The sequence below is a fragment of the Pseudomonas sp. GV047 genome, assembly GCF_003058245.1.
GTDB lineage: Bacteria > Pseudomonadota > Gammaproteobacteria > Pseudomonadales > Pseudomonadaceae > Aquipseudomonas > Aquipseudomonas marginalis.
The window spans coordinates 98,939-125,411 of sequence record NZ_QCWA01000005.1 but is presented as its reverse complement, the minus strand read 5'-3'; the positions used below and the strand labels follow the sequence as shown (position 1 = coordinate 125,411).

Below are 26,473 nucleotides of genomic sequence, written 5' to 3'. Positions count from 1 at the left end.
AGTGGTCGATTATAACCACACCCGGCCCCGGACGACAGGCAACAGCGCAGGGCAAATGGATCGAATCGATAAAACAACCGTTTTATCGCGGCAAACTCTCTAGCTCAACGACTTGCGATTGAAATCCCGCAGGCGGAAGCCTTGCAGCAGCAACATCCCGAAGTACACCACCACGCCGGCCACGACCAGCACGCCCAGGCGCATGAAGCGCTCCAGCATATGCCCCTCATCCCAGGCCGGCATGAAGTGCATCAGGCCGAGCAATACCGCCGACATCATCGCAACGGCCACCAACAACTTGAGGGCGAACATGCCCCAGCCAGGCTGAGGCTGGAACATCTGTTGTTTGCGCAGCTGATAAAACAGCAGGCCGGCATTGATGCACGCACCGGCACTGATGGCCAGGGCCAGGCCGGCGTGGGCCAGCGGACCGATAAACACCAGGTTGAGCAGTTGCGTGACGATCAGGGTGAAGATCGCAATCTTTACCGGCGTGCGGATGTTCTGCTGGGCATAGAAGCCAGGCGCCAGCACCTTGATCACGATGATGCCGAGCAGCCCGACGGAATAAGCCACCAGCGCATGCTGGGTCATCAACGCGTCATGGGCATCGAATTGCCCGTATTGGAACAGCGACACCGTCAGCGGCTCGGCCAGGATCCCCAACGCCAGTGCGCACGGCAGCACCAGCACGAAACACAGGCGCAGTCCCCAATCGAGGATGCGCGAGTATTCCTGGCGATCCTTGCTGGCATAGGTGCGTGCCAGCGTCGGCAGCAAAATGGTGCCGAGGGCTACGCCCAGCACGCCGGACGGCAGTTCCATGAGGCGGTCGGCGTAATACATCCATGACACCGAGCCGGATACCAGCAGCGAGGCGAACGCGGTGTTGATGATCAGGGAAATCTGGCTCACCGACACCCCAAGGATCGCCGGCAACATATTGCGCATCACGCGCCAGACGCCGGTGTCCTTGAGGTTCAGTCGCGGTAATACGAGCATGCCGATCTTTTTCAGGTGCGGCAGCTGGTAGAGCAACTGCGCCAGGCCACCGGCCAGCACGGCCCAGCCAAGGGCCATGACCGGCGGATCGAAGTAAGGTGTCAGGAACAGCGCAAAGATAATCATGCTGACGTTAAGCAGCGTCGGCACGAACGCCGGTACCGAGAAACGGTTCCAGGTGTTGAGGATCGCACCGGCCAGGGATGACAGTGAGATCAGCAATATATAAGGAAAGGTCACCCGCAACAGATCAGTGGTCAGCGCGAATTTTTCCGGCGTATTGGCAAAACCCGGCGCCGTGGCCCAGATCACCCAGGGCGCGGCGAGCATGCCGACGAGGGTCACCAGCATCAACACCAGGGTCAGCAGGCCCGAAACGTAGGCGATAAAGGTCCGGGTCGCCTCCTCACCCTGTTGAGTCTTGTATTCGGCCAGAATCGGCACGAACGCCTGGGAAAACGCGCCCTCGGCAAAGATCCGTCGCAGCAGGTTGGGCAGTTTGAAGGCAATAAAGAACGCATCCGTGGCCATGCTGGCGCCGAAGATACGCGCCAGCAGGGTGTCACGCACAAACCCCAAAATCCGGGAGATCATCGTGATAGAGCTGACGGCGGCCAACGATTTGAGCAGATTCATTGAAAGAGTTTGCGCCTATAGATAAAGAGCAGGCGAACTAAGCGCCTACTTATGCGATACTGCGCGCCTGCAACAGCACAGCGCCAAAGCTCGCGAGTTTACAGGTCAAGCGCCGGAAATAAATCACCCGCCTCTTCAGATCGACCACTCAGCAGTTCGCATCAGCCGGCCTTGACAACACATCAAGTCATCGGCATGATTCGCGGCCTATTTTGTTTGCTATTTCCTAAAAAGTCTTTCGAGGAGCTCGACGGTGGCCAACACACCTTCCGCCAAAAAACGTGCAAAACAGGCTGAGAAGCGTCGCAGCCACAACGCCAGCCTGCGTTCCATGGTTCGTACCTACATCAAGAATGTAGTTAAAGCCATCGACACCAAAGACGCTGAAAAAGCTCAAGCAGCTTACGTTCTGGCTGTGCCAGTTATCGACCGTATGGCCGATAAAGGCATCATCCACAAGAACAAGGCCGCTCGTCATAAGAGCCGCCTGAATGGCCACATCAAGGCTCTGAGCGTTCCTGCTGCAGCCTAAGTGGTAGCAACTGCAACGCAACCCCGGTTGCGAAACAGTTAAGAAATGCCCCGTACCGAAAGGTCTGGGGCATTTTTGTTTGTGCCTGAAAATACACCACGATCAAAATGTGGCGGGGGTATCCGGTAGAGATTTTCAAGCGCACAAAAAAACGCCCCGAACCAGTCGGGGCGTTTTTGCTACCACTTGATCAAAACATCAATCAATGGTGATGACCGCCTTCACCGTGGACGTGACCGTGGGCCACTTCTTCCTGGGAAGCGTCGCGGATGGCAACGATCTTCACTTGGAAGTTCAGGCGCTGGCCAGCCAGAGGATGGTTGCCGTCGACGGTGACGTCGTCGCCGTCCAGGTCACGAATGGTGACGATCTGCATTTGACCGTCCGGCGCGGATGCGTGGAACTGCATGCCCACTTCCAACTCATCAACACCTTCGAACATGCTGCGGCTCAGGGTGCTGACCAGTTCGGCGGAGTATTCGCCGTAGGCATCTTCAGGTTCTACGGCAACGCTCAGCTCATCACCAACGCTCTTGCCTTCCAGAGCCTTTTCCAGGCCTGGGATGATGTTACCTGCGCCTTGCAGGTAGACCAGCGGCGCGCCGCCGGCTGAGCTGTCGATGACCTCACCAGCGTCGTTGGTCAGGGTATAGTCGATGGAGACAGCCTTGTTAGCGGCGATCGTCATGGGGCGAGACCTTTTGCATAAGAATGAAGAACGGACAAGTCTAAACAAGGATTTGCCCGAAAGCGAACAGAACCCGGACGGACGGGGCCGATCAACGGCATCCTTGGTCATCGGTTTCCATCAGGACGAGGAGGGTCACTGGGTTGCCGGGCTGTCCTGCGGCCACACCCAGCACCTGCGCCACCAGCCGCCATGGCAGTCTCGCGCCTGGGTACTCGACGCCGCGCAGCGCCTGGAAAAAATAGGCCAGCCCTTTGCCTGCGGCTGGTGTGCGCAAGCGCCCGAATAACGATAACCTTGGCGCCTGATTCCCGGTAGGCACTCAACCATAGGGCGCCACCGAAGCCATGCACCTCCAGAGAATTCGCATGCAGACTTTTTTTATCGCGCCCACCGATTTTGGTGTGGGTCTGACCTCCATCAGCCTTGGGCTGGTGCGTACCCTTGAGCGAGCCGGCCTGAAAGTCGGTTTTTTCAAGCCGATTGCCCAGCCACATCCCGGCGATACCGGCCCCGAACGCTCCACCGAGCTGGTGGCTCGCACCCATGGCCTCAAGCCGCCACAACCGCTAGGCCTGGCTCACGTGGAACGCATGCTCGGCGACGGCCAGCTCGACGAGCTGCTCGAAGAAATCATCACCCTTTATCAGCAGGCCGCCGTGGGCAAGGACGTGCTGATCGTCGAAGGCATGGTACCGACCCGCAGCGCCAGCTATGCGGCCCGGGTCAACCTGCACCTGGCCAAGAGCCTGGATGCGGAAGTGATCCTGGTCTCGGCCCCGGAAAACGAAGTGCTCACCGAACTCTCCGGCCGCGTGGAACTGCAGGCCCAGTTGTTCGGCGGCCCGAAAGACCCGAAAGTGCTCGGCGTGATCCTGAACAAGGTGCGCACCGACGAAAGCATGGAAGCCTTCTCGGCGCGCCTCAAGGAGCATTCGCCCTTGCTGCGCAGCGGTGATTTCCGCCTGCTCGGCTGCATTCCTTACCAGCCGGAACTCAACGCGCCGCGCACCCGCGACGTGGCCGACCTGATGGGCGCGCAGATCCTCAACGCCGGCGACTACGAAACCCGACGCATGACCAAGATCATCATCTGCGCTCGCACCATGCGTAACACCGTGGAGCTGCTCAAGCCCGGCGTGCTGGTGGTGACCCCCGGCGACCGTGACGACATCATCCTCGCCGTCAGCCTGGCCGCGATCAACGGCGTGCCCCTGGCCGGCCTGCTGCTGACCAGCGACACCCTGCCCGACCCGCGCATCATGGAGCTGTGCCGCGGCGCATTCCAGGCCGGGTTGCCGGTGCTGTCGGTGAGTACCGGTTCCTACGAGACCGCCAACCTGCTCAACAACCTCAACAAGGAAATCCCCATCGATGACCGCGAGCGCGCGGAGATCATCACCGATTTCGTCGCCAGCCACCTCGATGCGCGCTGGCTGCACCAGCGTTGCGGCACGCCACGGGAGATGCGCCTGTCGCCGGCGGTGTTCCGCTACCAGCTGATCCAGCGCGCCCAGGCGGCCAACAAACGCATCGTGCTGCCCGAGGGCAGCGAACCGCTGACCGTGCAAGCCGCCGCCATCTGCCAGGCCCGGGGCATCGCGCGCTGCGTGCTGCTGGCCAAGCCGGCTGACGTAGAAGCGGTCGCGCGCGCGCAAGGCATCGAATTGCCCGAAGGCCTGGAGATTCTCGACCCGGACCTGATCCGCCAGCGCTACGTCGAGCCCATGGTTGCCCTGCGCAAGAGCAAGAGCCTGAATGCGCCGATGGCCGAGCAGCAACTGGAAGACACCGTGGTGATCGCCACCATGATGCTCGCACTGGATGAAGTGGACGGCCTGGTTTCCGGGGTTATCCACTCCACCGCCAACACCATTCGCCCGGCTCTGCAGCTGATCAAGACCGCACCGGGCTGCACCCTGGTGTCGTCGGTGTTCTTCATGCTGTTTCCCGAGCAGGTGCTGGTCTACGGCGACTGTGTGATGAACCCGCACCCCAGTGCCGCCGAGCTGGCGGAAATCGCCTTGCAAAGCGCCGACTCGGCCGCTGCCTTCGGTATCACCCCGCGTGTGGCGATGATCAGCTACTCCAGCGGCGACTCGGCCAGCGGTGAGGAAGTGGAGAAAGTCCGCGAAGCCACCCTGCTCGCCCATGAACAGCAAAGCTCACTGCTGATCGACGGCCCGCTGCAATACGACGCCGCCGCCAACGAAACCGTCGCTCGCCAACTGGCCCCGGACAGCCTGGTCGCCGGCAAAGCCACCGTGTTCGTGTTTCCGGACCTGAACACCGGCAACACCACGCACAAGGCCGTGCAACGCAGTGCCGATTGCGTCAGCCTGGGGCCGATGCTCCAAGGCCTGCGCAAACCGGTCAACGACCTGCCACGGGGTGCCCAGGTCGACGACATCGTGTACACCATCGCGCTGACTGCGATCCAAGCCGCCAACCGACCTATGGATATCTAAATGCTGGATTTTCTACCTGCCGCCGTACGCGGGGTGATCGCTTCGCTGCTGTTGGCGCTGAATACGATCCTGCTGTGTTCGTTCCTTTTTATCGTGGCGCTGTTCAAGGCACTGCCCTTCGCCAAGGGCTTCAGCGAATGGCTGATGAACCACACCCACGAAGCCTGGGTCACCAACAACAAGGGCTGGATGAACCTGGTGCGCCATACCCGTTGGCACCTTAAAGGTCTTGAAGGCCTGGACTACCAGCACTCGTACCTGGTGACCAGCAACCATCAGAGCTGGGTCGACATCATGGTCCTGCAATATGTGCTCAATCGTCGGATTCGCCCGCTGAAGTTCTTCCTCAAGCAGGAGTTGATCTGGGTGCCGGTGATTGGCCTGGCGTGGTGGGCACTGGGCTTTCCCTTCATGAAGCGCTACACCAAGGCCTACCTGGAAAAACACCCGGAGAAGAAAGGCAAGGACCTGGAAACCACTCGCAAGACCTGTGCGAAGTTTCGCGACAACCCGGTGGGTATTTTCAACTTTGCCGAAGGCACGCGTTTTACACCGGGCAAGCATGCGCAGCAGAAGTCGCCGTTTCGCTACCTGCTCAAGCCCAAGGCGGGTGGTATCGCGTTTGTGCTGGATGCCATGGGAGAACAGCTGAAATCACTGGTCAATGTGACCATTCACTACCCTGGCGGGCGCCCGGGGTATTGGGACTTGCTGTGCGGGAATGTGAAGGACGTTGTGGTGCAGTTTGAAGAGGTGCAGATTCCGGCAGAGTTTATCGGCAGGAATTATGAGCAGGATGGGGAGTATCGGTTGGCGTTCCAGGGGTGGATCAACCAACTGTGGGAAACCAAGGATGCGTTGCTGGACCGACTTCACAAAGACTTTCCAGACAAATGATGAACAAAATGTGGGAGGGGGCTTGCCCCCGATAGCGGTGGATCAGTGACAGATGTACTGACTGACACACTGCTATCGGGGGCAAGCCCCCTCCCACATTTGACCGTGCTCGATCTTGAAGATGTAAAAAAGCCCGCCACTGATCACTCGGTGGCGGGCTTTTTTGTGGCCGCGAGGTTTAGATCGCGCCGCGCTGACGCAACAGCTCCAGCACTTGCTTGACGCTGTCTTCCAGCGACAAGGCCTGGGTGTCGATTACCAGGTCGGCATTCAACGGCACGTCGTACGGGAAGGATTCGCCAGGGATGTTATCCCCACCCGCCGCGTACAAGCCCTGCGGATCACGCTCGGCGCACACCTGCGGGGAGGCCTGCACGTACACGGTCAACAGGCGGTCGCTGCCAATCAGCGCCTTGGCCTGTTCACGGCCTTCGGCATCCGGGGCAACGAATGCGGCCAGGGTCAGCAGGCCGGCTTCGTTGAACTGACGCGCCACGTGAGCGGCACGGCGCCAGTTTTCGGTACGCCCGGCACGGTCCTGGGGCAAGCCCTTGTTCAGGTCGTGACGCAGGTTCTGGCCATCCAGCACGAACACCGCACGGCCCATGTCGAACAGCTTGCGCTCGACCGCATAGGCCAGGGTGCTCTTGCCCGCGCCTGACAGACCGCTGAACAACACGGTAGCCGGTTGCTGGCCGAAACGCTGGGCGCGCTCCTCGGTGGCGACATGGGCCAACTTGCCGTGATGCGCCGCACTGCCGTGGGTGACCGGCGGCGCGATGATCATGCCGGCGCCCACGGTGCCGTTGGTCAGGCGGTCGATGACGATAAACGCACCGGTGGTGCGGTTGCTGTCATAGCCATCCAACGCGATGGCGGCGTCGAGGCTGACCTTGACCCGGCCGATTTCGTTCAGTTGCAGCGAACTCGCAGGGCCTTCGGCCAGGGTGTTCACGTCCACACGGTGCACGATGCTGGTGATGGAACCCGGCACGTAGCTGGTGGCGCGCTTGATGTCGTATTTCTTGCCCGGCAGCATCGGTTCTTCGGCCATCCACACCAGCATGGCGTCGAAGGCGTCGGTCACTTGCGGCACGTTGTCGGCATGCACCAGCAGGTCGCCACGGGAGATGTCGATCTCGTCTTCCATGGTCAGGGTCACGGCCTGGCCTGGGCCGGCGTGTTCCAGCTCACCTTCGAAGGTGACGATGGATTTGACACGGCTGCTCTTGCCCGACGGCAGCACCACGACTTCGTCGCCCTTGTGCACGATGCCGCTGGCCAGGGTGCCGGCGAACCCACGGAAGTTCAGGTTCGGACGGTTGACGTACTGCACCGGGAAACGCAGGTCGGTGTAGTTGCGGTCGTTGGCGATCTCGACGGTCTCGAGGATCTCCATCAGCGACTGGCCGGTGTACCAGGGCGAGTGCTCGCTCTTGTTCACCACGTTGTCGCCCTTGAGCGCCGACATCGGCACGAATGCCATGGTGCTCGGCTTGAAGGCGATGCCCTCGGCGAACTTCAGGTAATCGGCCTTGATCGACTCGAACACGCCTTGGTCAAAGCCATTGATGTCCATCTTGTTGACGGCGATCACGATGTGCTTGATGCCCAGCAGCGAAGCGATATAGCTGTGGCGACGGGTCTGGGTCTGCACGCCGTAGCGTGCGTCGATCAGGATGATCGCCAGGTCACAGGTGGATGCACCGGTGGCCATGTTGCGGGTGTACTGCTCATGGCCGGGGGTGTCGGCGATGATGAATTTGCGCTTGGCGGTAGAGAAGTAGCGGTAGGCGACATCGATGGTGATGCCCTGCTCACGCTCGGCCTGCAGGCCGTCGACCAGCAACGCCAGGTCGATGTCGTCACCGGTGGTGCCGGACTTTTTCGAGTCACGGGTGATGGCTTCCAGGTGATCTTCGTAGATCATCTTGGAGTCGTGCAGCAGGCGCCCGATCAGGGTGCTCTTGCCGTCGTCGACGTTGCCACAGGTCAGGAAGCGCAACATTTCCTTGCGCTCGTGCTGGCCCAGGTAGGCGAGGATGTCCTCGCTGATCAAATCAGATTGATGCGACATGACAGCCCCTTAGAAATAGCCTTGACGTTTTTTATCTTCCATCGAGCCGGCACCATCGTGGTCGATGACACGGCCCTGGCGCTCGGAAGTTCGCGTCAGGAGCATTTCCTGAATGATGTCCGTCAGCGTCTCGGCTTCGGACTCCACCGCGCCCGTCAACGGGTAGCAGCCAAGGGTACGGAAACGTACTTTCTTTTTGACGATTCGGGCTTTGTCTTCGTCGGACAGGTGCTCGAGGATGCGGTCGTCGTCGATCATGATCAACGTGCCGTTCTTCTCGATGACATCGCGCTCGGCGGCGAAGTACAGCGGCACGATCGGGATGCCTTCCAGGTAGATGTACTGCCAGATATCCAGCTCGGTCCAGTTGGACAGCGGGAACACACGGATCGACTCACCCTTGTTGACGTTGCCGTTGTAGACGTTCCACAGCTCCGGGCGCTGGTTCTTCGGGTCCCACCGGTGCTTGCTGTCGCGGAACGAGTACACGCGCTCTTTGGCACGGGATTTCTCTTCATCGCGACGGGCACCGCCGAAGGCCGCGTCGAAACCATGCTTGTCCAAGGCCTGCTTGAGGCCTTCGGTCTTCATGATGTCGGTGTGCTTGGCGCTGCCGTGGGTGAACGGGTTGATGCCCTGCGCCACGCCATCCGGGTTGACATGGGTGATCAGGTCCAGGCCCAGTTCCTCGACCATTTTGTCGCGGAACTTGTACATCTCCTGGAATTTCCAGCGGGTGTCGACGTGCATCACCGGGAACGGCAGCTTGCCCGGGAAGAAGGCCTTGCGCGCCAGGTGCAGCATCACGGCGGAGTCTTTACCGATCGAGTAGAGCATCACCGGGTTATCGAACTCGGCGGCGACCTCGCGGATGATGTGGATGCTTTCCGCCTCCAGCTGTTTCAGATGCGTCAGTTTGTCGACCATGGTTACTCACGGAAAAACGATCTTATGGACGGCCAGCGGGCCGTGTTCGAGCGGGGCATGCTAGCACAGCACCTTCTTCTATTCAGGGCGCCAGCTAGATCGAAACGGTATATCAATATGCCCCAAGGTTTGGCAGTCAAATCGGGTTGGGGCAATCGATGAACAGATGCTCCAGGGCGAAGCGCCGCGCCAGGTAATCGCCCAGCGCCTGTACGCCATAACGCTCGGTGGCGTGGTGGCCGGCGGCGATAAAGCTGATGTCGTTTTCCCGGGCACTGTGGAAGGTTTGCTCGGAAGCTTCGCCGCTCAGGAACAGATCGACGCCCGCGGCGATGGCGTTGTCGATGTAACCCTGGCCGCCACCGGTGCACCAGCCGACGCGGCGGATCATCTGGCTGCCTTCGATCAGCAGCGGCTCGCGGCCCATCACGTCCTGCACACGCCGGGCGAAGTCGCGGGGCGACAGCGGTTCGGCGAGCGAGCCGACCAGGCCGACGACCCTGGGGTTGCTCGGGTCCAGTGGGCCTTCGACGGTGATATCCAACTGGCGGGCGAGTTGCACGTTATTGCCAACGTCGGGGTGCAGGTCCAGCGGCAGGTGGTAGGCCAGCAGGCTGATGTCGTGTTTGAGCAGGGTTTTCAGGCGGCGTTGCTTCATGCCGGTGATACAGGGGTTTTCGCCTTTCCAGAAATAACCGTGGTGCACCAGGATCAAATCGGCCTGGGCTTCGACGGCCGCGTCCAGCAGGGCCTGGCTGGCGGTCACGCCGCTGACGATGCGCATCACTTGCGGCCGCCCCTCGACCTGCAGGCCATTGGGGCAGTAATCGGCAATCTTTGCGCTGCCGAGGTAGAGGTCCGCTTCCTCGACGAGGGTGGTAAGGGGGACGGCCATAAAAGACTCCTAAATATCCCGTTCCGAGGCGCTCGCAGCCTCGTATAATGCGCGACATTATGGGCGCTCTCCCGCCCCCTGCAACCTGTCAGGACTTACTTGATGCTCAAGGCACTGCGTTTTTTTGGATGGCCATTGCTGGCTGGCGTGCTGATCGCGATGCTGATTATTCAGCGTTATCCCCAGTGGGTGGGCTTACCCAGCCTTGATGTCAACCTGCAACAGGCGCCCCAGACCAGCTCGGTGGTGCAAGGCCCGGTGACTTACGCGGACGCGGTGGTCATCGCCGCTCCTGCGGTGGTCAACCTGTACACCACCAAGGTCATCAACAAGCCGGCCCATCCGTTGTTTGAAGACCCGCAGTTCCGCCGTTATTTCGGTGACAACGGGCCCAAGCAGCGCCGCATGGAGTCCAGTCTGGGTTCCGGGGTGATCATGAGCCCCGAAGGCTACATCCTCACCAATAACCACGTGACCACCGGCGCCGACCAGATTGTGGTGGCCCTGCGTGACGGCCGTGAAACCCTGGCCCGCGTGGTTGGCAGCGACCCGGAAACCGACCTCGCGGTCCTGAAGATCGATCTGAAAAGCCTGCCGTCCATCACCCTCGGCCGCTCCGATGGGCTGCGGGTGGGTGATGTGGCACTGGCTATCGGCAACCCGTTCGGAGTGGGCCAGACGGTGACCATGGGCATCATCAGCGCCACCGGGCGAAACCAGCTGGGGCTGAACAGCTACGAGGATTTCATCCAGACCGACGCGGCGATCAACCCGGGCAACTCCGGCGGCGCACTGGTGGATGCCAATGGCAACCTGACCGGCATCAACACGGCGATTTTCTCCAAGTCCGGCGGTTCCCAGGGCATCGGCTTTGCGATCCCGGTGAAGCTGGCGATGGAAGTGATGAAGTCGATCATCGAGCACGGCCAGGTGATTCGCGGCTGGCTGGGGATCGAAGTACAGCCGCTGACCAAGGAGCTGGCCGAGTCGTTTGGCCTGACCGGGCGCCCAGGCATCGTGGTTGCCGGGATTTTCCGCGATGGCCCGGCGCAGAAAGCCGGCCTGCAGCTGGGGGATGTGATCCTCAGCATCAACGGCGAACCGGCCGGTGATGGGCGCAAGTCGATGAACCAGGTCGCGCGGATCAAGCCGACCGACAAGGTGGCGATCCAGGTTATGCGCAACGGTAAAGAGATCAAGCTGCTGGCGGAAATCGGCCTGCGCCCACCGCCTGCGCCGGTCAAAGAAGAGGAATAAACCGCCTCCACAGGTACCCGTTCGCGGGTACCTGTAAGCATATATTTCAAAGCAAAAGCATTCTCATTAGACATGTTATATTGTTTCAATATCGCTATTGGAACGCTCTATCATGCCGTCTCGAAAGTTTGCCCCCCTGGCTGGCCTGGCCTTGGGTCTGCTGCTGGATCCCGCGTTTGCCGAAGAAAACACCGTTGAGCTGGATACCATCAGCGTCACTACCGACGCCTATGAATCCGCCACCGGCCCGGTCAAAGGCTACCGTGCCACCCGCTCTGCCAGCGCGACTAAAACCGACACCGCCCTGCGCGACATCCCACAGTCCATCAGCGTGATTCCCGCCTCGGTACTCACGGACCTGGGCAGCACTAACGTGGAACGCGCCCTGGAGTTTGCCGGCGGGGTGTCCAAGCAGAACAACTTTGGCGGCCTCACGCTCTACGAATACAGCGTGCGCGGCTTCACCACCTCGGAGTTCTACCAGGACGGTTTCAGCGCCAACCGCGGGTACCCGAGCACACCGGACGCGGCCAATATCGAACGCATCGAAGTGCTCAAGGGCCCCGCAGCCAGCCTGTATGGCCGCGGTGATCCCGGTGGCACGGTGAATATCGTCACCAAAAAACCCCAGCCCGAAGCCTTCACCACCGTGCAAACCAGCGCGGGCAGTTGGGACCGTTATCGCACTGCCGTCGATATCAATACGCCGCTGGACAGCGAGGGCGACCTGCTGTCGCGGGTCAACCTGGCAGTGGAAGACAACAACAGTTTCCGCGATCACGTCGAGAGCAAGCGCGTATTCGTCGCGCCCTCATTCAGCTGGCAGCTGGACCCGGACACCCACCTGCTGGTAAAAAGCGAATTCGTACGCCACAGCTCCACCTTCGACCGGGGCATCGTCGATGCCCCAGGCGTATCACGCTCCACCTTCCTCGGCGAACCCAACGACGGCGATATCGACAACCACAACAACCGCATCCAGGCGACCCTCGAGCATCATCTCAACGACGCCTGGAAACTGCGCCTGGCCAGCCACTACAAGCAAGGCAGCCTGTGGGGCGACGCCTCGGAAAACCGCGCGCTGAACGCCGACGGCCACACCCTCAACCGCCGTTACCGCGAACGTTCCATGGGTTGGCACGACAGCATCACCCAACTGGAACTGCGCGGTCTGTTCGACCTTGGCAGTTGGCAGCATGAATTGCTGGTCGGCACCGAATACGAGGACTACCGCAAGAAGGAGCGCGTCACCGCCATTGCCGGCAGCCCCTACGCCATCGACCTCTACAACCCGGTCTACGGCCAGCCCAAACCCAATGGCGCACGCTCCGGCACCGACTTCTTCGAACAGACCAAAAGCCAGGCACTGAACCTGCAAGACCAGATCATCTTCACCGACCGCTTGCGCGGCATGGTCGGCGCTCGCTTCGAGCATTTCGAACAAAGCACCGACGACTTCACCCGCAACCACGCCAAGAGTCGGCAAACCCACGACGCACTTACCCAGCGCGCCGGTCTGCTGTATCAACTGACGCCAGAGGTCGGCGTATTCGCCAACGCTTCCACCTCGTTCAAGCCCAACAGCGGCCTGGACGCCAGCGGTAAGACCTTCAAGCCCGAAGAAGGCGTGGGCTATGAGGTGGGGATCAAGAGCGAGCTGTTCGACGACCGCCTCAGCGCCACCCTCGCCGCCTTCCATATCGAAAAGGAAAACGTGCTGGCCCTGGACCCGGCCACCAATACCAACCGCGCCATGGGCAAGGCACGCAGCCAGGGCTTCGACCTGCAACTGACAGGACAACTGACTGATGCGGTACGCGTGATCGGCGCCTTTGCCTACATCGACGCCGAAGTGACCAAGGGTGATAAAGCCATTCCTGCGGGCAGCCGCATCCTCGGCGTAGCCAAGCACAGTGGCAGCCTGTTGGGGGTGTATGAATTCCAGGACGGCGCGCTGCGCGGTTCAGACCTGGGCGCGGCGTTCACCTATGTAGGGGATCGCTCGGGTGAAGCGGGCAGCCGCTTTGAACTGCCCGCCTACCACACCGTCGATTTGCTGGCCCATTACAAGGCCACGCAGAGCGTCACCGTGGGCCTGAACCTCAACAACTTGTTCGATGAAAAGTACTACGAGCGGTCCTACAGCAATTACTGGGTCAATCCCGGCGAGCCGCGCAATCTCACCGTCAGCCTGACCCTCAACCTGTAACACAATCAAAAACGTGAGAGGGGTTAAGCCCCTCACATTTGGATGACGTGATTACAGCGAAAGCGGGGCTCTTTCACACAAGGTATTGAGCGCTGCCGCCCACTGCGGATCGTCATTCAAACACGGCACCAGCACCAACTCCTCACCGCCCGCCTCGCGGAATTGCTCCCGACCACGATCACCGATCTCTTCCAGGGTCTCGATGCAGTCGGCAACAAACGCGGGGCACATCACCAGCAGCTTTTTCACCCCTTGCCGGGCCAGCGCTTCCAGGCGTGCCTCGGTGTAGGGTTCGATCCACTTCGCACGGCCCAGGCGCGACTGGAACGCCACCGACCATTTGTCGTCAGGCAAACCCAGGCGCGCGGCGACGTCGCGGGCAACGCTGAAGCATTGCGCGCGGTAGCAGGTCGCGAGCACCTCAGGCGAGGCGTTCCTGCAGCAGTCCGCATCCTTGAAGCAATGCTGGCCGGTCGGGTCGAGCTTTTTCAGATGGCGCTCGGGCAAGCCGTGGAAGCTCAGCAGCAAGTGGTCGTAATGCGCGTCTATATAAGGTCGGGCGCTGGCTGCCAACGCGTCGAGGTATTCCGCCTGATCGTAGAATGGCTGCAGGATCGAGAACTGTACGTTGAGCTTTTTGTCACGCACTACCCGCTTGGCTTCTTCAATCACTGTGGTCACGGTGCTGTCGGCAAATTGCGGGTACAAGGGCGCCAAGGTGACTTTTTGAATACCTTGGGCGGCCAACCGCGTGAGCGTCGTTTCCAGGGAAGGCTCGCCATAACGCATCGCCAACTCCACTGGCCCCTGGGTCCACTGCGCGGTCATCTGCTGTTGCAGGCGACGGCTGAGCACCACCAGCGGCGAGCCCTCGTCCCACCAGATCGAGGCGTAGGCATGGGCCGATTGCTCGGGGCGCTTGATCAGGATCAGCGACACCAGCAAGCGCCGCACCGGCCACGGCAGATCGATGACATAAGGGTCCATCAGGAACTGATTGAGGTAGCTGCGCACATCGGCCACCGAAGTGGACGCCGGTGAACCCAGGTTGACCAGTAACAACGCGTGATCCGTCATGCAACATCCTATCTCTTAGCGGCGGCTGGAAACGTCGTCCAAGGCCGCACGCAACTCAGTGAACTGAAAAGTGAAACCGGCCGCCAGCAGGCGTTCGGGCAATGCTTTCTGGCCGCCCAGCAACAAGCCGGACAACTCGCCCAAACCCACCTTCAACACAAAGGCCGGCATCGGCATGAACGCCGGGCGGTGCAGCGCCTGGCCCAATGTCCTGGCGAACTCGCGGTTACGCACCGGGTGCGGCGCGCAGGCATTATAAGGACCGCTGGCGTCATCCTTGTGCAGAAGAAAATCAATCAAGGCGATTTGATCCTTGATATGCACCCACGGCATCCACTGCCGCCCGTTGCCGATAGGCCCGCCCAGCCCGAGTTTGAACGGCAGCAACAGGCGCGACAAAAAGCCGCCCTCGGCCGCCAGTACCAGGCCGGTGCGCACCAGCACCACGCGGATGCCCATCGCTTCGGCACGTTGGGCGGTTTCTTCCCAGGCGATGCACAGTTGGCTGGGGAAATCGTCCTGTACCGGCCCACTCGCCTCGGTCAGTTCGCGCTCGCCGCCGTCGCCGTACCAGCCCACCGCCGAACCGGAAACCAGCACCGCCGGCTTCTGCGCCTGGCTTTCGAGCCAGGCCAGCAGGGTTTCGGTCAAGCCGATGCGGCTGCTCCAGAGCAGCGCCTTGCGTTTGTGGGTCCAGGGACGGTCAGCTATCGGCGCGCCTGCCAGGTTGACCACCGCGTCCACCGCGCCAATCACCTCCTCCAGACGAGCCACCCCGAGCACCGTTGCACCGCATAACCGGGCGACGTCTTCAGGATGGCGGCTCCACACCGTCAGGCGATGACCTTGGGCAATCCAGTGTTGGCAGAGTTGGCGACCGATCAGGCCGGTACCGCCGGTCAGCAAAATATGCATGGGACGCTCCTCATGTAACGTTCGCCGCCGATCACTAGTCTATTTTATAAGCAGGGATCAATTTGTAATCGAGCGTGACTTTTGTTTAAGCCTCATGCTTAACCATAGGTCACGCCAAGCGATCAGGTACGCCAAAACTTATACCAAAAAATAATATTGTACAGCTATTGGTGTCGGCGTAGCCTGTACCCAACGGTAAAACGAGGCCTCCCATGACTGTCCCCATCGCGATCATCGGCACCGGCATCGCCGGTCTCTCCGCCGCCCGAGCGTTACAAGACGCCGGGCACGTTGTACAACTCTTCGATAAAAGCCGCGGCAGCGGCGGCCGCATGTCCAGCAAGCGCAGCGACGCCGGCGCATTGGACATGGGCGCCCAATACTTCACCGCCCGCGACCGACGCTTCGTCAACGAAGTGCAGCGCTGGCAAAGCAACGGCTGGGCCGAGCAGTGGAAGCCCCAGCTGTACAACTTCAAGTCCGGCCAACTCACGCCCTCCCCCGATGAACAGATCCGCTGGGTCGGCACGCCGCGCATGAGCGCCATTACCCGCGCCCTGCTCGATGACCTGCCGGTGGAGTTCGGTTGCCGGATCACCGAAGTGTTCCAAGGCAAGCAACACTGGAACCTGCTGGATGCCGACGGCGAAAACCACGGCCCGTTCAGCCATGTGATCATCGCCACGCCTGCGCCCCAGGCCACGGCCCTGCTGGCGGCAGCGCCCAAATTGGCGAGTGCCGCCGCCGGCGTGAAGATGGACCCGACCTGGGCCATTGCCCTGGCCTTCGACAAGCCCCTGGATACCCCCATGGAAGGCTGCTTCGTGCAAGACAGCCCGCTGGACTGGCTGGCGCGCAACCGCAGCAAGCCCGGGCGCGATACGACCCTCGACACCTGGGTGCTGCATGCCACCAGCACCTGGAGCAAGGCCCACCTGGACCTGTCCAAGGACGCGGTGATCGAACACCTGCACGGCGCCTTCGCCGAATTGCTGCACAGCGCCATGCCCGCACCGTCCTTCAGCCTGGCCCACCGCTGGCTCTACGCACGGCCATCAGCCGCCCATGAGTTCGGGGTGCTGGCCGACGCCGACCTGGGCCTGTACGTGTGTGGCGACTGGTGCCTCTCGGGGCGCGTGGAAGGGGCGTGGCTCAGTGGCCAGGAAGCCGCGCGACGGTTGATCGAGCACCTGCAATGAACCGCATCAACCCGGCCAAATTGCTGCTGTCGAAGTGGACGGCAGCCCGGCCCCGCAACAAGGAAAAACACTTCCTGGTCACCGAACTGTTTCGTGACGAGGACGGCACAGTGCTGGAAATCGAGTTGCAAGCCGTGATGACCCTGCGCGCTGAGCGCCTGGCCTGGCAAACCCTGCAAAATGCCGAGGCTTGGCAAATCGGCTGGAAATAGCCCCGCGCAAATACTTGTACAAAGTATTTGACTTGTACAGCATCAAACCTATGATGAGATTTAGTTGTACAGATTTCAGATCTTGTACAGGAATCTTGCAGAGGTTTGGCCATGCCCAGCACACCGTCCATCAAGCCGAAGATTGGCATCAGCGCCTGCCTGCTGGGCGAGAACGTGCGTTTCAATGGCGGTCACAAGCAGTCCCAGCTATGCAGCGAGGTCCTCGCCGAGTACTTCGACTTTGTGCCGCTGTGCCCGGAAGTGGCGATCGGCCTGGGTATCCCCCGTGAAACCATTCGCCTGGTGGGCGATGCCGAACAGCCCCAGGCCGTCGGCACCGTACACCACGAGCTGAATGTCACCGCGCCGCTGGACGCATACGGCCGCAAAATGGCCGCCGAACACACTGACCTGTGCGGCTACATCTTCATGCAGAAGTCGCCGTCCTGCGGCCTGGAACGCGTCAAGGTCTACCGTGAAAACGGAGCGCCGGTGGAGGGTGGCGGGCGTGGCATCTACGCCCAGGCGTTCTGCGCGCGCCACCCGAACCTGCCTGTGGAAGAAGACGGCCGCCTGAATGACCCGGTACTGCGGGAAAACTTCCTGACCCGCGTCTTCGTCTACGCCAGTTGGCAGCAACTGCTGGCCGAGGGCCTGACCCGCCACCGCCTGCTGGCGTTTCACGCGCGCTACAAGTATTTGCTGATGGCCCACAGCCTGATGCACTACAAGAGCCTTGGCCACCGCCTCGGCAGCATGGCCAGGGACGTCAACCTCGACGAGGTGGCCGCCTGCTATTTCAGCGACTTGATGACCGGTCTGAAAAAGTGCGCCACCCGCGGCACCCACACCAACGTGCTGCAACACATCAGCGGCTACCTCAAGCAGGCCATCAGCGCCGATGACAAACAGGAAATGCAGACGGTCATCAGCCAGTATCACCAGGGCATCGTGCCGCTGGTGGTGCCGTTGACCCTGCTCAAGCATCACTTTCGCCAACACCCGGACCGCTACATCGCGCAGCAGGCCTACTTGCAGCCGCACCCGGAAAATCTCAGCCTGCGTAATGCGATCTAAACCATGAAAAGCGTCATGACCGCTATCTTGCAAGACGAACCCGGCGCAGACATCGCCCAAGCCCTCGAAGACGGCTGGCTGCCGATTCGTGAAGTGGCGCGCCAGACCGGCGTCAACGCCGTGACCCTGCGCGCCTGGGAACGCCGTTATGGCCTGATCGTGCCCCAGCGCACCCCCAAGGGCCATCGGCTGTTCAATGCCGACCATGTCCAACGCATCCACACCATCCTCACCTGGCTCAATCGCGGCGTGCCGGTCAGCCAGGTCAAAGGCCTGATCGATTCCGCCCAGGCCCTTCCCGATGCCGTCGAGAACGAGTGGCACGCCTTGCGCCAGAACCTGGTACAGGCCGTCAGCGAACTGGCCGAACGCCGGGTGGACGATGTGTTTAACCAGGCGATGGCGCTGTACCCGCCGCGCACCCTGTGCGAGCAATTGCTGCTGCCGTTGCTGCAGGAGCTGGAACAGCGCTGGCAAGGCCAGTTTGGCGCACAGATGGAGCGGGTGTTTTTCCTGTCCTGGCTGCGCAGCAAGTTCGGTGCACGCATCTACCACAACAACCGGCAGTTGCACGGCGCGCCGCTGCTGCTGGTCAACCACTCCGACCTGCCCCTGGAGCCGCACCTGTGGCTCAGCGCCTGGCTGGCCAGCAGCGCCGATTGCCCGGTGGAAGTCTTCGACTGGCCGTTGCCCACCGGCGAGCTGGCCCTGGCGGTGGAACACCTGCAACCGCGCGCCGTGCTCCTGTATTCGAGCAAGGCCCTGCAATTGCCGGCACTGAGCAAGCTGCTGGCTGGCGTCAATTGCGCAAAACTGCTCGTCGGACCCACGGTCTGCATCCACCAGACCGAGCTGTCCGTATTAACCCAAGACATTGCGCAATTGTTCGTGGCCGAAGACCCGTTGTCGGCCCATCAGCTCCTGATCCAGCGTGGACTTATCTAAATGCACTTGATCTGGCTGCGCACCGACTTGCGCCTTCACGACAACACCGCCCTGGCCGCGGCCTGCCAGCGAGGCCCGGTGGCGGCCGTGTACCTGGTCACGCCCGAGCAATGGCTGGCCCATGACGATGCCCCCTGCAAAGTGGATTTCTGGCTGCGCAACCTGCAGCACTTGAGCCAGGCCCTGGGCGCCCTGAACATTCCCTTGCTGATCCGCCATGCCGCTGACTGGGATCAGGTTCCCGCCGTGTTGAGTCAACTGTGCCGGGAACTGGCCGTAGAGTCGGTGCACGTCAACGAGGAATACGGCATCCATGAAAGCCGTCGCGATGCCGCCGTTGCCAAGGCCCTGGAGGCCGTCGGCGTGACGTTCCACAGCTACCTGGACCAACTGCTTTTCCAACCGGGCAGCGTGCTGACCAAGACCGGCACCTACTTCCAGGTGTTCAGCCAGTTCCGCAAGGTCTGCTACGCGCGCCTGCACAGCGCCCTGCCGCGTCGGGTCGCAACGCCCAAGGCCCAAGCCGCGCTCACGCTCAAGAGCGATCCGATTCCCGAACAGGTCGACGGCTTCGAACCGCCCAGCGACACCTTGCGCGCCCTCTGGCCCGCCGGCGAAGACGAAGCCCGCCGCCGCCTCGACGCCTTTGCCGACCAGCAGATCAGCTACTACAAAGACGAACGGGACTTTCCGGCCAAGCCCGGCACCAGCCAGCTCTCCGCCTACCTGGCCGCCGGTGTGGTTTCGCCGCGCCAATGCCTGCACGCCGCCCTGCAAACCAACCAGGGCGAGTTCGAAAGCGGCGACATCGGCGCCATCACCTGGATCAACGAACTGCTATGGCGTGAGTTCTACAAGCACATTCTGGTCGGCTACCCGCGGGTCTCCCGTCACCGCGCTTTCCGTCCCGAGACCGAAGCCCTGGCCTGGCGCGATGCGCCCGAGGACCTCGCCGCCTGGCAACAGGCGCGCACCGGCCTGCCGATCATCGATGCCGCGATGCGCCAGTTGCTGGAAACCGGCTGGATGCATAACCGCCTGCGCATGGTAGTGGCGATGTTCCTGACCAAGAACCTGTTGATCGACTGGCGCGAAGGCGAGCGCTTCTTCATGCGCCACCTGATCGACGGTGACCTCGCCGCCAACAACGGCGGCTGGCAATGGAGTTCATCCACCGGCACCGATTCGGCGCCGTATTTCCGGATTTTCAGCCCGCTGAGCCAGTCGGAAAAATTCGACGGCGACGGCGTGTTTATCAAGCGCTGGCTGCCGGAGCTGGCCACGCTGAACAAGAAGGAAGTGCACAACCCGCAAGCGCTCGGCGGCCTGTTTGGCGTGGCGGATTACCCGCGCGCGATTGTCGACCTGAAAAAATCCCGCGAACGCGCCCTGGCGGCCTTTCGCAACCTGCCTTCACGCCAGGAGGTCGCCGAACATGAGTGACTTCCTGCGCCGCTTCGCCCAGGCCTTTGCCTCGCTGGACAAGCACAATCTGCAGCTGCTCGACAGCCTCTACAGCCAGGACATCGCGTTCACTGACCCACTGCATGAAGTCCATGGACTGACCGCGCTGCACACGTATTTCGCCGAGTTGTACAGCAACGTCAGCCAGCTGCGCTTCGACTTCCATGGTTTCGACCAGGTGGCCGAAGGCGAAGGTTACCTGCGCTGGAACATGAGTTTCTGCCACCCGCGCCTGGGCAAAGGCAAGGTCATCCGCGTGGAGGGCTGCTCGCATTTGATGTGGCGTGACAAGGTGTACCGCCACCGCGATTACTTCGACGCCGGCGCCCTGTTGTACGAACACCTTCCCGTGTTGGGTGGGGTCGTCAGTTGGTTGAAAAGGAGAGTGGGATGAACGCACTGCCGCCCCGTCGTTATTGGCTGACCGGTGCCAGCAGTGGCATCGGTGCTGCGCTGGCCGTGGAGCTGCTCAACAGCGGCGCCCACGTGGCCCTCAGTTCACGCACCAAAGGCCCGCTGGAAGCACTCGCCCAACGTTACCCCGGCCAAGTGCTGGTGGTGGCCGGCGACCTGACCAACAGTCAGACCGTGCGCGAGATCGGTGAACACATCGGCGCGACCTGGGGTTCGGTCGACACCGTCATCCTCAACGCCGGCACCTGTGAATATGTCGACGCCAGGCAATTCGATGCCTCGATTATCGAACACGTGGTGCGCACCAACCTGCTGGCCAGCAGTTACTGCATTGAAGCGGCGCTGCCGTTGTTGCGCGCCGGGCGCACGCCACACCTGGTGGGCGTCGCCAGCGCCGTAACCTACCTGCCGATGCCACGGGCCGAAGCGTATGGCGCGTCCAAGGCCGGGCTGCGCTACCTGTTCGAATCCCTGCGCATCAGCCTGTCGACCGAAAACATTGATGTCACGGTGATCAGCCCGGGCTTCGTCGACACCCCACTCACCGAGCGCAATGACTTCCCGATGCCCCTGAGCTGGCCAGCCGACAAGGCCGCGCGGCATATCTTCGCCAAGCTGGAAAAACGCCCGCTGGAGATCGCCTTCCCCGCACTGTTTATCGCCACGCTGTGGCCGCTGTCGAAACTGCCGAACCGCGCGCAATTGATCATCGGCAAACGCATGTTGCGCAGCCCGCCACCGAAAAAGGACGACCTGTGAAGATCGCCATTATCGGCAGCGGCATCGCCGGGCTGACCAGTGCCTACCTGCTCAGCCGCCGCCACGACATCACCCTGTTCGAGGCCGGCGACCGTATCGGCGGGCACACCCACACGGTCAACGTCACCGTCGAGGGCAAACCCTATGCCGTGGACACCGGCTTCATCGTGTTCAACGACTGGACCTACCCCAACTTCATCCGCTTGCTGGGGCAGATCGGCGTGACCTTCAAACCCACCGAGATGAGCTTTTCGGTGTGCGATCAGGGCAGCGGCTTCGAGTACAACGGCAACAACCTCAACAGCCTGTTTGCCCAGCGCCGCAATATCCTCTCGCCGGGCTTCTGGGGCATGCTGCGTGACATCCTGCGCTTCAATCGCCAGGCGCCGCTGGACCTGCAAGAGCAGCGCATCAGCGCCGAGATGACCTTGGGTGACTACCTCGAAGCCGGGGGCTACGGGCCACGGTTTATCCGGCATTACATCGTACCGATGGGCGCGGCGATCTGGTCGATGTCCCTGGCGGACATGCTGGATTTCCCGTTGCAGTTCTTTGTGCGTTTCTTCAAGAACCACGGTTTGCTCTCGGTGAACAATCGGCCGCAGTGGTGCGTGATCGAAGGTGGCTCCAGCCGTTATATCGAACCGTTGACCCGCAGCTTTCGCGAGCAGATCCGCCTCGACTGCCCGGTGCATCTGGTCGAGCGTGACGCAGAGGGCGTAATCATTTACAGCGCCGCCGGCACCGAAGCCTTCGACAAGGTGGTGTTCGCCTGCCACAGCGACCAGGCACTGGCCCTGCTCGGCGACCCAAGCCAGGCCGAGCAGGAGATCCTCGGCGCCCTGCCCTACGCCGACAATGACGTGGTGCTGCACACCGACACGCGCCTGCTGCCCGAGCGCAAACTGGCCTGGGCCAGCTGGAACTACCGGCTGAGCGGCGACACGCAGACCCAGGCCGCTGTCACCTATGACATGAACATCCTGCAAGGCATCGACAGCGCCACCACCTTTTGCGTCAGCCTCAACCAGACCTCGATGATCAACCCGCTGAAGATCCTCGCGCGCTATACCTACGCCCACCCGCAATACAGCCTGGCCGCCGTGGCCGCACAAGCACGCTGGGAAGAACTGAACGGCACCCGCCATACCTGGTACTGCGGCGCCTATTGGGCCAACGGCTTCCATGAAGACGGCGTCGTCAGCGCCCTGCGCGTAGCCGAAGCCTTCGGGGAAAGCCTGTGAACAGCGCCCTGTACAGCGGCTGGATCGCCCATCGGCGGTTTGCCCCCAAGGCTCATGCCTTTCGCTACCGCATCGGCCTGCTGTATCTGGACCTCAGCGAACAAGACGAAGTGCTCGGGCTGTCGCCCCTGGCCGGTGCAAGTCGCCTGGCGCCCTTCGGCTTTCGCGAGCAGGACTACCTGCGTGAATTCACGCGCCACGGCATGAGTTTGACCGATGCCGTGCGCCAGGAAGTCGGCAAGGCCCTGGGGCATACACCCCTGGGCGTTATCTGCCTGCTGACCCAGGCCCGCAGTTGGGGCCTGGCTTTTAACCCGGTGAGTTTCTTCTACTGCTTCGAGGCCGATGGGCAACTGGCCGCGATCCTGTGCGAAGTGACCAACACCCCATGGCGCGAGCGCTATCACTACGTGCTGCCGGCCCAGGCCCTCGGCGCGGATGAACACCAGCACTTCGCCGTGGCCAAGGCGTTTCACGTGTCGCCGTTTTTGCCGCGCGACCTGGAATACCGCATGAGCTTCAGCCCGCCCGCCACCAGGCTCGGCGTGCACATGGCCGATTGGCAGGGCGAGGTGAAAGTCTTCGACGCCACCTTGAGCCTGCACAGGGAAACGCTGAACCGCGCCAGCCTGCACCGTTACATGTGGCGCTTTCCGTGGATGACCGCCAAGACCTGCCTGGCCATTTATTGGCAGGCCCTGCGCCTGTTGCTCAAGCGCACACCGATTTTTTCCCATCAGGCCGCCGACGGCGCCTCTCGCACAGCTGTCGGGTACACCAAGGATCGCCGCCATGAAATCCCCTAGCTTATCGGTCAAGACCCACCGCCTGAACGTCAACGGCATGACCGGTGCGCTGCTGCGCAAGGGCGTGCTGCGCCAACTCAGCCAACTGCGCCATGGCCAGTTGGTGGTGATCGAGGACGGCGAGCGCCAGGTATTCGGCGCACGGGAAGCGCACCTGCTGGGGGAAATCCAGATTGTCGATTCGGCGGTCTGGGGGCTGGTGGCGGCCAACGGTTCCATCGGTGCGGGCGAGGCCTTTATCCACGGCTATTGGACCAGCCCGGACCTGACGGCGGTGGTGCGGGTGATGGTGAGTAACCTGGATGTGCTCGATGCAATGGAGGGTGGCCTGGCCAGATTGGCACGGCCGTTCACCCAAGGCCTGCACTGGCTCAACCGCAACACGCGCAAGGGCTCGCAGAAAAACATCGCCGCCCACTACGACCTCGGCAATGAGCTGTTCGAAGAATTCCTCGACCCGACCATGATGTATTCGGCCGCGCAGTTCCTGACGCCCGACGACAGCCTGGAACAGGCGCAACGGAACAAACTGCAACGCATCTGCCAGAAGCTCGCGCTCAAGCCCACCGATCATCTGCTGGAAATCGGCACCGGCTGGGGCAGCATGGCGCTGTATGCGGCGCAGCAGTACGGCTGCAAAGTCACCACCACGACCTTGTCCAAAGAGCAGTTCGCCTACACCGAAAAACGCATCGCCGCCTTGGGCCTGCAAGACCAGGTCACGTTATTGCTGCAGGACTACCGCGACCTGACCGGCGAGTACGACAAGCTGGTGTCCATCGAAATGATCGAAGCGGTGGGCCATCGTTTCCTGCCGACCTACTTCAAGCAGTGCGCGCACCTGCTCAAGCGTGATGGCCTGATGTTGCTGCAAGCCATCACCATCCGTGAGCAACGCTTTGAGCAGGCGAAGAACAGCGTCGACTTTATCCAGCGCTATATCTTCCCCGGCGGCGCCTTGCCCAGTGTGCAGAACATGCTGCATATCGTCAGCCGCGACACCGACATGAACCTGTTGCACATGGAGGACTTCGGCCTGCACTACGCGCGAACCCTGCGCCTGTGGCACGAGAACTTTCGCCACGCCCACGGCCGCCTGACGGAGTTGGGCTACGACGAATATTTCCTGCGACTGTGGGAGTTTTACCTGTGCTACTGCGAGGGCGGCTTTATGGAGCGCACCATTGGCACGGCGCAATTGCTGTTGGCCAAACCGTCGGCCATCAACCCTCCGTTGCTCGGGCGCTTCAGTGCTTAAACCACTGGCCAATGCCGTGCTGTTCCAGTGCGGGTGGTTTGCCTGCGTACTCGGTGGCGATAGCCCTTGGTTGCTGATGGGGCTGGCGGTGCTGGCAATCCACCTGCTGTGGATAAGTTCGTGGGCCACCGACGGCGCGCTGATTATCCGCGTGACGCTGCTGGGCACGGTACTGGATACATTGCTGCGCAACCTGGGGGTGTTTCACTTCAGCGAGCCCGGACCGCTGATTCCCTTTTGGCTGATCCTGCTGTGGGCGGAGCTGGCCACCACCCTGCGCCATTGCCTGGCCTGGAGTGCACGGCCCTGGTGGCGTGCGGCCGCATTGGGGGCGATCGGGGGGCCGTTTTCGTATTACGCCGGGAGCCAGTTGGCGGGCGTGCATTTTGGCTACCCACTGCTATCCACCATGGCGGGGCTGGCGCTGCTTTGGGCGGCGGTGTTCGTCGGACTGCACCGGCTGGCGCGCTGACGTCTGTCAGAGCATTCACACGCATAGCATCCGCTTGCCTTACACTGCGCGCCTATGACCAACATCCCCCACACCCAGATCACCGAACCCGCCGTCACCTGCTCGACCTGCGCGGCCTGCTGCTGCCAGCTGGAAGTGATGCTGATCACCGACACCGGCGTGCCGGAGCGCTATATCGACACTGACGATTGGGGCGGTGAAGTGATGCTGCGCCTGGATGACGGCTGGTGCGCGGCGCTGGATCGGGACACGATGATGTGCACGATTTACGAACGTCGGCCGTTGATTTGCCGGGAGTTCGAGATGGGTGCACCGGAGTGCCTGACCGAACGCGAAGGCATCGCCACGGCCTACCGCTGATCTCAGGCCAGTGAGGACCTTAATGTGGGAGGGGGCTTGCCCCCTCCCACACTGTCTTGCAGCGTTCCTGGGAATTACAGCGGCATGGTGTAGTGCAGCGAGTAGCTTTCTACACCATCGTTATTGCTGCTGATCCCGGCATTGGAGTAGTGCGTGGCGCGAATGCCGACTTCATGCCCACCGGTGAAGCGCAGGCCAAAGCCCAGGCGGTCTTCGAACTGGAAAGCCTGGCCGATGTTGTTGTCTTCCAGCTTGGTACGCGAGAACACCGCCACGCCAATCCCGGCTTCGATGTAGGGCTTGACCGACTGCCCGGCAAACTCATACACAAATACCGGCGAGAACGACAGGCTGCTGGCACCTGCACGGTCATCACCCTCCCAATAGGTATAGGCGCCGCTCCAATAGCCGGTCAGGCGACCGACGTCGCTCTGCATCCAGCTTTTATCCCAATCCGAGGTCAGGCCCAGCCGATAGGTCAACGTCGAATCGCTGGTACTGCCCACCCCAAACTCCAGGCCTGCAGCCTGGGCCGAAACAGAGTGTCCCACCACTACGGCCGCAATCGCGGCCAAACAGAACAAGCGCTTCATAAGAAACAGTCCTTTGAAAACAAAGTTTGTATGAATTTTTACAGGCCATCTCGCTATAGAAGCTGACGCACACTCAGAAGTTCAGCGACA

General features: G+C 61.6%; 26 protein-coding genes. 18 read left to right on the top strand and 8 right to left on the bottom strand.

Going from position 1 to position 26,473, the window contains the following annotated elements; all coding sequences use genetic code 11:
* Nucleotides 1–99: 99 nt before the first annotated feature.
* Nucleotides 100–1,638, bottom strand: coding sequence for a murein biosynthesis integral membrane protein MurJ (gene murJ, locus C8K58_RS14270; RefSeq protein ID WP_027606857.1), 1,539 nt, complete (start codon nucleotides 1,636–1,638; stop codon nucleotides 100–102).
* A gap of 253 nt (nucleotides 1,639–1,891) precedes the next feature.
* Between murJ and rpsT the strand changes: the two genes are divergently transcribed.
* On the top strand, nucleotides 1,892–2,170 hold the full coding sequence (gene rpsT / locus C8K58_RS14265) for a 30S ribosomal protein S20 (RefSeq protein ID WP_003188401.1): 279 nt from the start codon (nucleotides 1,892–1,894) through the stop codon (nucleotides 2,168–2,170).
* A 202-nt stretch (nucleotides 2,171–2,372) separates the two neighbouring features.
* Here the strand turns inward: rpsT and C8K58_RS14260 are convergent, their stop codons facing one another.
* On the bottom strand, nucleotides 2,373–2,858 hold the full coding sequence (locus tag C8K58_RS14260) for a peptidylprolyl isomerase (protein WP_010213275.1): 486 nt from the start codon (nucleotides 2,856–2,858) through the stop codon (nucleotides 2,373–2,375).
* Between C8K58_RS14260 and C8K58_RS14255 the strand changes: the two genes are divergently transcribed.
* The 3 genes from C8K58_RS14255 to C8K58_RS14245 all read left to right on the top strand — a co-directional run bounded on the left by C8K58_RS14255 (nucleotide 2,857) and on the right by C8K58_RS14245 (nucleotide 6,223).
* Nucleotides 2,857–3,147 (top strand): DUF3565 domain-containing protein, encoded by a 291-nt coding sequence (locus C8K58_RS14255; RefSeq protein ID WP_313904232.1) that lies wholly within the window; start codon nucleotides 2,857–2,859, stop codon nucleotides 3,145–3,147. The two genes, C8K58_RS14260 and C8K58_RS14255, sit on opposite strands and share 2 nt — an antisense overlap.
* Nucleotides 3,148–3,226: 79 nt before the next feature.
* Nucleotides 3,227–5,326: a phosphate acetyltransferase gene (pta, locus tag C8K58_RS14250; protein ID WP_027606860.1), complete on the top strand. Its 2,100-nt coding sequence runs from the start codon at nucleotides 3,227–3,229 to the stop codon at nucleotides 5,324–5,326.
* Nucleotides 5,327–6,223: an acyltransferase gene (locus C8K58_RS14245; protein WP_108573869.1), complete on the top strand. Its 897-nt coding sequence runs from the start codon at nucleotides 5,327–5,329 to the stop codon at nucleotides 6,221–6,223.
* A 178-nt stretch (nucleotides 6,224–6,401) separates the two neighbouring features.
* Here C8K58_RS14245 and cysN read toward each other — a convergent pair whose 3' ends face one another.
* The 3 genes from cysN to C8K58_RS14230 form a co-directional block, all read right to left on the bottom strand.
* A complete protein-coding gene (cysN, locus tag C8K58_RS14240; RefSeq protein ID WP_027606862.1) occupies nucleotides 6,402–8,300 on the bottom strand; it encodes a sulfate adenylyltransferase subunit CysN in 1,899 nt (632 codons plus the stop codon).
* Between the two features lie 9 nt (nucleotides 8,301–8,309).
* Nucleotides 8,310–9,227: a sulfate adenylyltransferase subunit CysD gene (cysD, locus tag C8K58_RS14235; protein WP_017137614.1), complete on the bottom strand. Its 918-nt coding sequence runs from the start codon at nucleotides 9,225–9,227 to the stop codon at nucleotides 8,310–8,312.
* A gap of 136 nt (nucleotides 9,228–9,363) precedes the next feature.
* A complete protein-coding gene (locus C8K58_RS14230; protein ID WP_108573868.1) occupies nucleotides 9,364–10,122 on the bottom strand; it encodes a Nif3-like dinuclear metal center hexameric protein in 759 nt (252 codons plus the stop codon).
* 102 nt (nucleotides 10,123–10,224) lie between these two features.
* Here C8K58_RS14230 and algW point away from each other — a divergent pair, with 102 nt between their 5' ends.
* On the top strand, nucleotides 10,225–11,379 hold the full coding sequence (algW, locus tag C8K58_RS14225; protein ID WP_027606864.1) for a Do family serine endopeptidase AlgW: 1,155 nt from the start codon (nucleotides 10,225–10,227) through the stop codon (nucleotides 11,377–11,379).
* A 112-nt stretch (nucleotides 11,380–11,491) separates the two neighbouring features.
* The gene (locus tag C8K58_RS14220; protein WP_108573867.1) at nucleotides 11,492–13,588 is read left to right on the top strand and encodes a TonB-dependent siderophore receptor; all 2,097 of its coding nucleotides are present in this window, start codon (nucleotides 11,492–11,494) and stop codon (nucleotides 13,586–13,588) included.
* A 51-nt stretch (nucleotides 13,589–13,639) separates the two neighbouring features.
* Here C8K58_RS14220 and hemH read toward each other — a convergent pair whose 3' ends face one another.
* The gene (hemH, locus tag C8K58_RS14215) at nucleotides 13,640–14,665 is read right to left on the bottom strand and encodes a ferrochelatase (RefSeq protein ID WP_108573866.1); all 1,026 of its coding nucleotides are present in this window, start codon (nucleotides 14,663–14,665) and stop codon (nucleotides 13,640–13,642) included.
* 15 nt (nucleotides 14,666–14,680) lie between these two features.
* Complete coding sequence (locus C8K58_RS14210) at nucleotides 14,681–15,580, bottom strand: TIGR01777 family oxidoreductase (protein WP_027606867.1); 900 nt, start codon at nucleotides 15,578–15,580, stop codon at nucleotides 14,681–14,683.
* A 212-nt stretch (nucleotides 15,581–15,792) separates the two neighbouring features.
* Here C8K58_RS14210 and C8K58_RS14205 point away from each other — a divergent pair, with 212 nt between their 5' ends.
* The 12 genes from C8K58_RS14205 (at nucleotide 15,793) to C8K58_RS14150 (ending at nucleotide 25,790) form a co-directional block, all read left to right on the top strand.
* The gene (locus C8K58_RS14205) at nucleotides 15,793–16,779 is read left to right on the top strand and encodes an NAD(P)/FAD-dependent oxidoreductase (protein ID WP_027606868.1); all 987 of its coding nucleotides are present in this window, start codon (nucleotides 15,793–15,795) and stop codon (nucleotides 16,777–16,779) included.
* Nucleotides 16,776–16,991, top strand: a complete 216-nt coding sequence (locus C8K58_RS14200) for a TIGR02450 family Trp-rich protein (RefSeq protein ID WP_065924060.1) — start codon at nucleotides 16,776–16,778, stop codon at nucleotides 16,989–16,991. Before C8K58_RS14205 ends, C8K58_RS14200 begins: the two co-directional genes overlap by 4 nt.
* A gap of 111 nt (nucleotides 16,992–17,102) precedes the next feature.
* Nucleotides 17,103–18,068: a DUF523 and DUF1722 domain-containing protein gene (locus tag C8K58_RS14195; protein WP_065924059.1), complete on the top strand. Its 966-nt coding sequence runs from the start codon at nucleotides 17,103–17,105 to the stop codon at nucleotides 18,066–18,068.
* Nucleotides 18,069–18,083: 15 nt separating this feature from the next.
* A complete protein-coding gene (locus tag C8K58_RS14190; RefSeq protein ID WP_108573865.1) occupies nucleotides 18,084–19,013 on the top strand; it encodes a MerR family transcriptional regulator in 930 nt (309 codons plus the stop codon).
* Nucleotides 19,014–20,456: a deoxyribodipyrimidine photo-lyase gene (gene phrB, locus C8K58_RS14185; RefSeq protein WP_108573864.1), complete on the top strand. Its 1,443-nt coding sequence runs from the start codon at nucleotides 19,014–19,016 to the stop codon at nucleotides 20,454–20,456. It abuts the gene before it with no gap.
* Nucleotides 20,449–20,871 (top strand): nuclear transport factor 2 family protein, encoded by a 423-nt coding sequence (locus tag C8K58_RS14180; protein WP_027606873.1) that lies wholly within the window; start codon nucleotides 20,449–20,451, stop codon nucleotides 20,869–20,871. Before phrB ends, C8K58_RS14180 begins: the two co-directional genes overlap by 8 nt.
* A complete protein-coding gene (locus C8K58_RS14175) occupies nucleotides 20,868–21,650 on the top strand; it encodes an SDR family oxidoreductase (protein WP_027606874.1) in 783 nt (260 codons plus the stop codon). The genes C8K58_RS14180 and C8K58_RS14175 overlap by 4 nt, the downstream gene beginning before the upstream one ends.
* Nucleotides 21,647–22,894, top strand: a complete 1,248-nt coding sequence (locus C8K58_RS14170; protein WP_108573863.1) for an NAD(P)/FAD-dependent oxidoreductase — start codon at nucleotides 21,647–21,649, stop codon at nucleotides 22,892–22,894. The genes C8K58_RS14175 and C8K58_RS14170 overlap by 4 nt, the downstream gene beginning before the upstream one ends.
* Nucleotides 22,891–23,700 carry a DUF1365 domain-containing protein gene (locus C8K58_RS14165; RefSeq protein WP_108573862.1) on the top strand — a complete coding sequence of 270 codons (810 nt, stop codon included), beginning with the start codon at nucleotides 22,891–22,893 and terminating at the stop codon, nucleotides 23,698–23,700. The genes C8K58_RS14170 and C8K58_RS14165 overlap by 4 nt, the downstream gene beginning before the upstream one ends.
* The gene (locus C8K58_RS14160) at nucleotides 23,687–24,958 is read left to right on the top strand and encodes a cyclopropane-fatty-acyl-phospholipid synthase family protein (RefSeq protein WP_108573861.1); all 1,272 of its coding nucleotides are present in this window, start codon (nucleotides 23,687–23,689) and stop codon (nucleotides 24,956–24,958) included. The genes C8K58_RS14165 and C8K58_RS14160 overlap by 14 nt, the downstream gene beginning before the upstream one ends.
* A complete protein-coding gene (locus C8K58_RS14155; protein WP_108573860.1) occupies nucleotides 24,951–25,430 on the top strand; it encodes a DUF2878 domain-containing protein in 480 nt (159 codons plus the stop codon). Before C8K58_RS14160 ends, C8K58_RS14155 begins: the two co-directional genes overlap by 8 nt.
* 54 nt (nucleotides 25,431–25,484) lie before the next feature.
* Nucleotides 25,485–25,790, top strand: coding sequence for a YkgJ family cysteine cluster protein (locus tag C8K58_RS14150; RefSeq protein WP_016977069.1), 306 nt, complete (start codon nucleotides 25,485–25,487; stop codon nucleotides 25,788–25,790).
* Nucleotides 25,791–25,864: 74 nt separating this feature from the next.
* Here the strand turns inward: C8K58_RS14150 and C8K58_RS14145 are convergent, their stop codons facing one another.
* The gene (locus tag C8K58_RS14145; protein ID WP_027606880.1) at nucleotides 25,865–26,383 is read right to left on the bottom strand and encodes an acyloxyacyl hydrolase; all 519 of its coding nucleotides are present in this window, start codon (nucleotides 26,381–26,383) and stop codon (nucleotides 25,865–25,867) included.
* Nucleotides 26,384–26,473 lie beyond the last annotated feature (90 nt).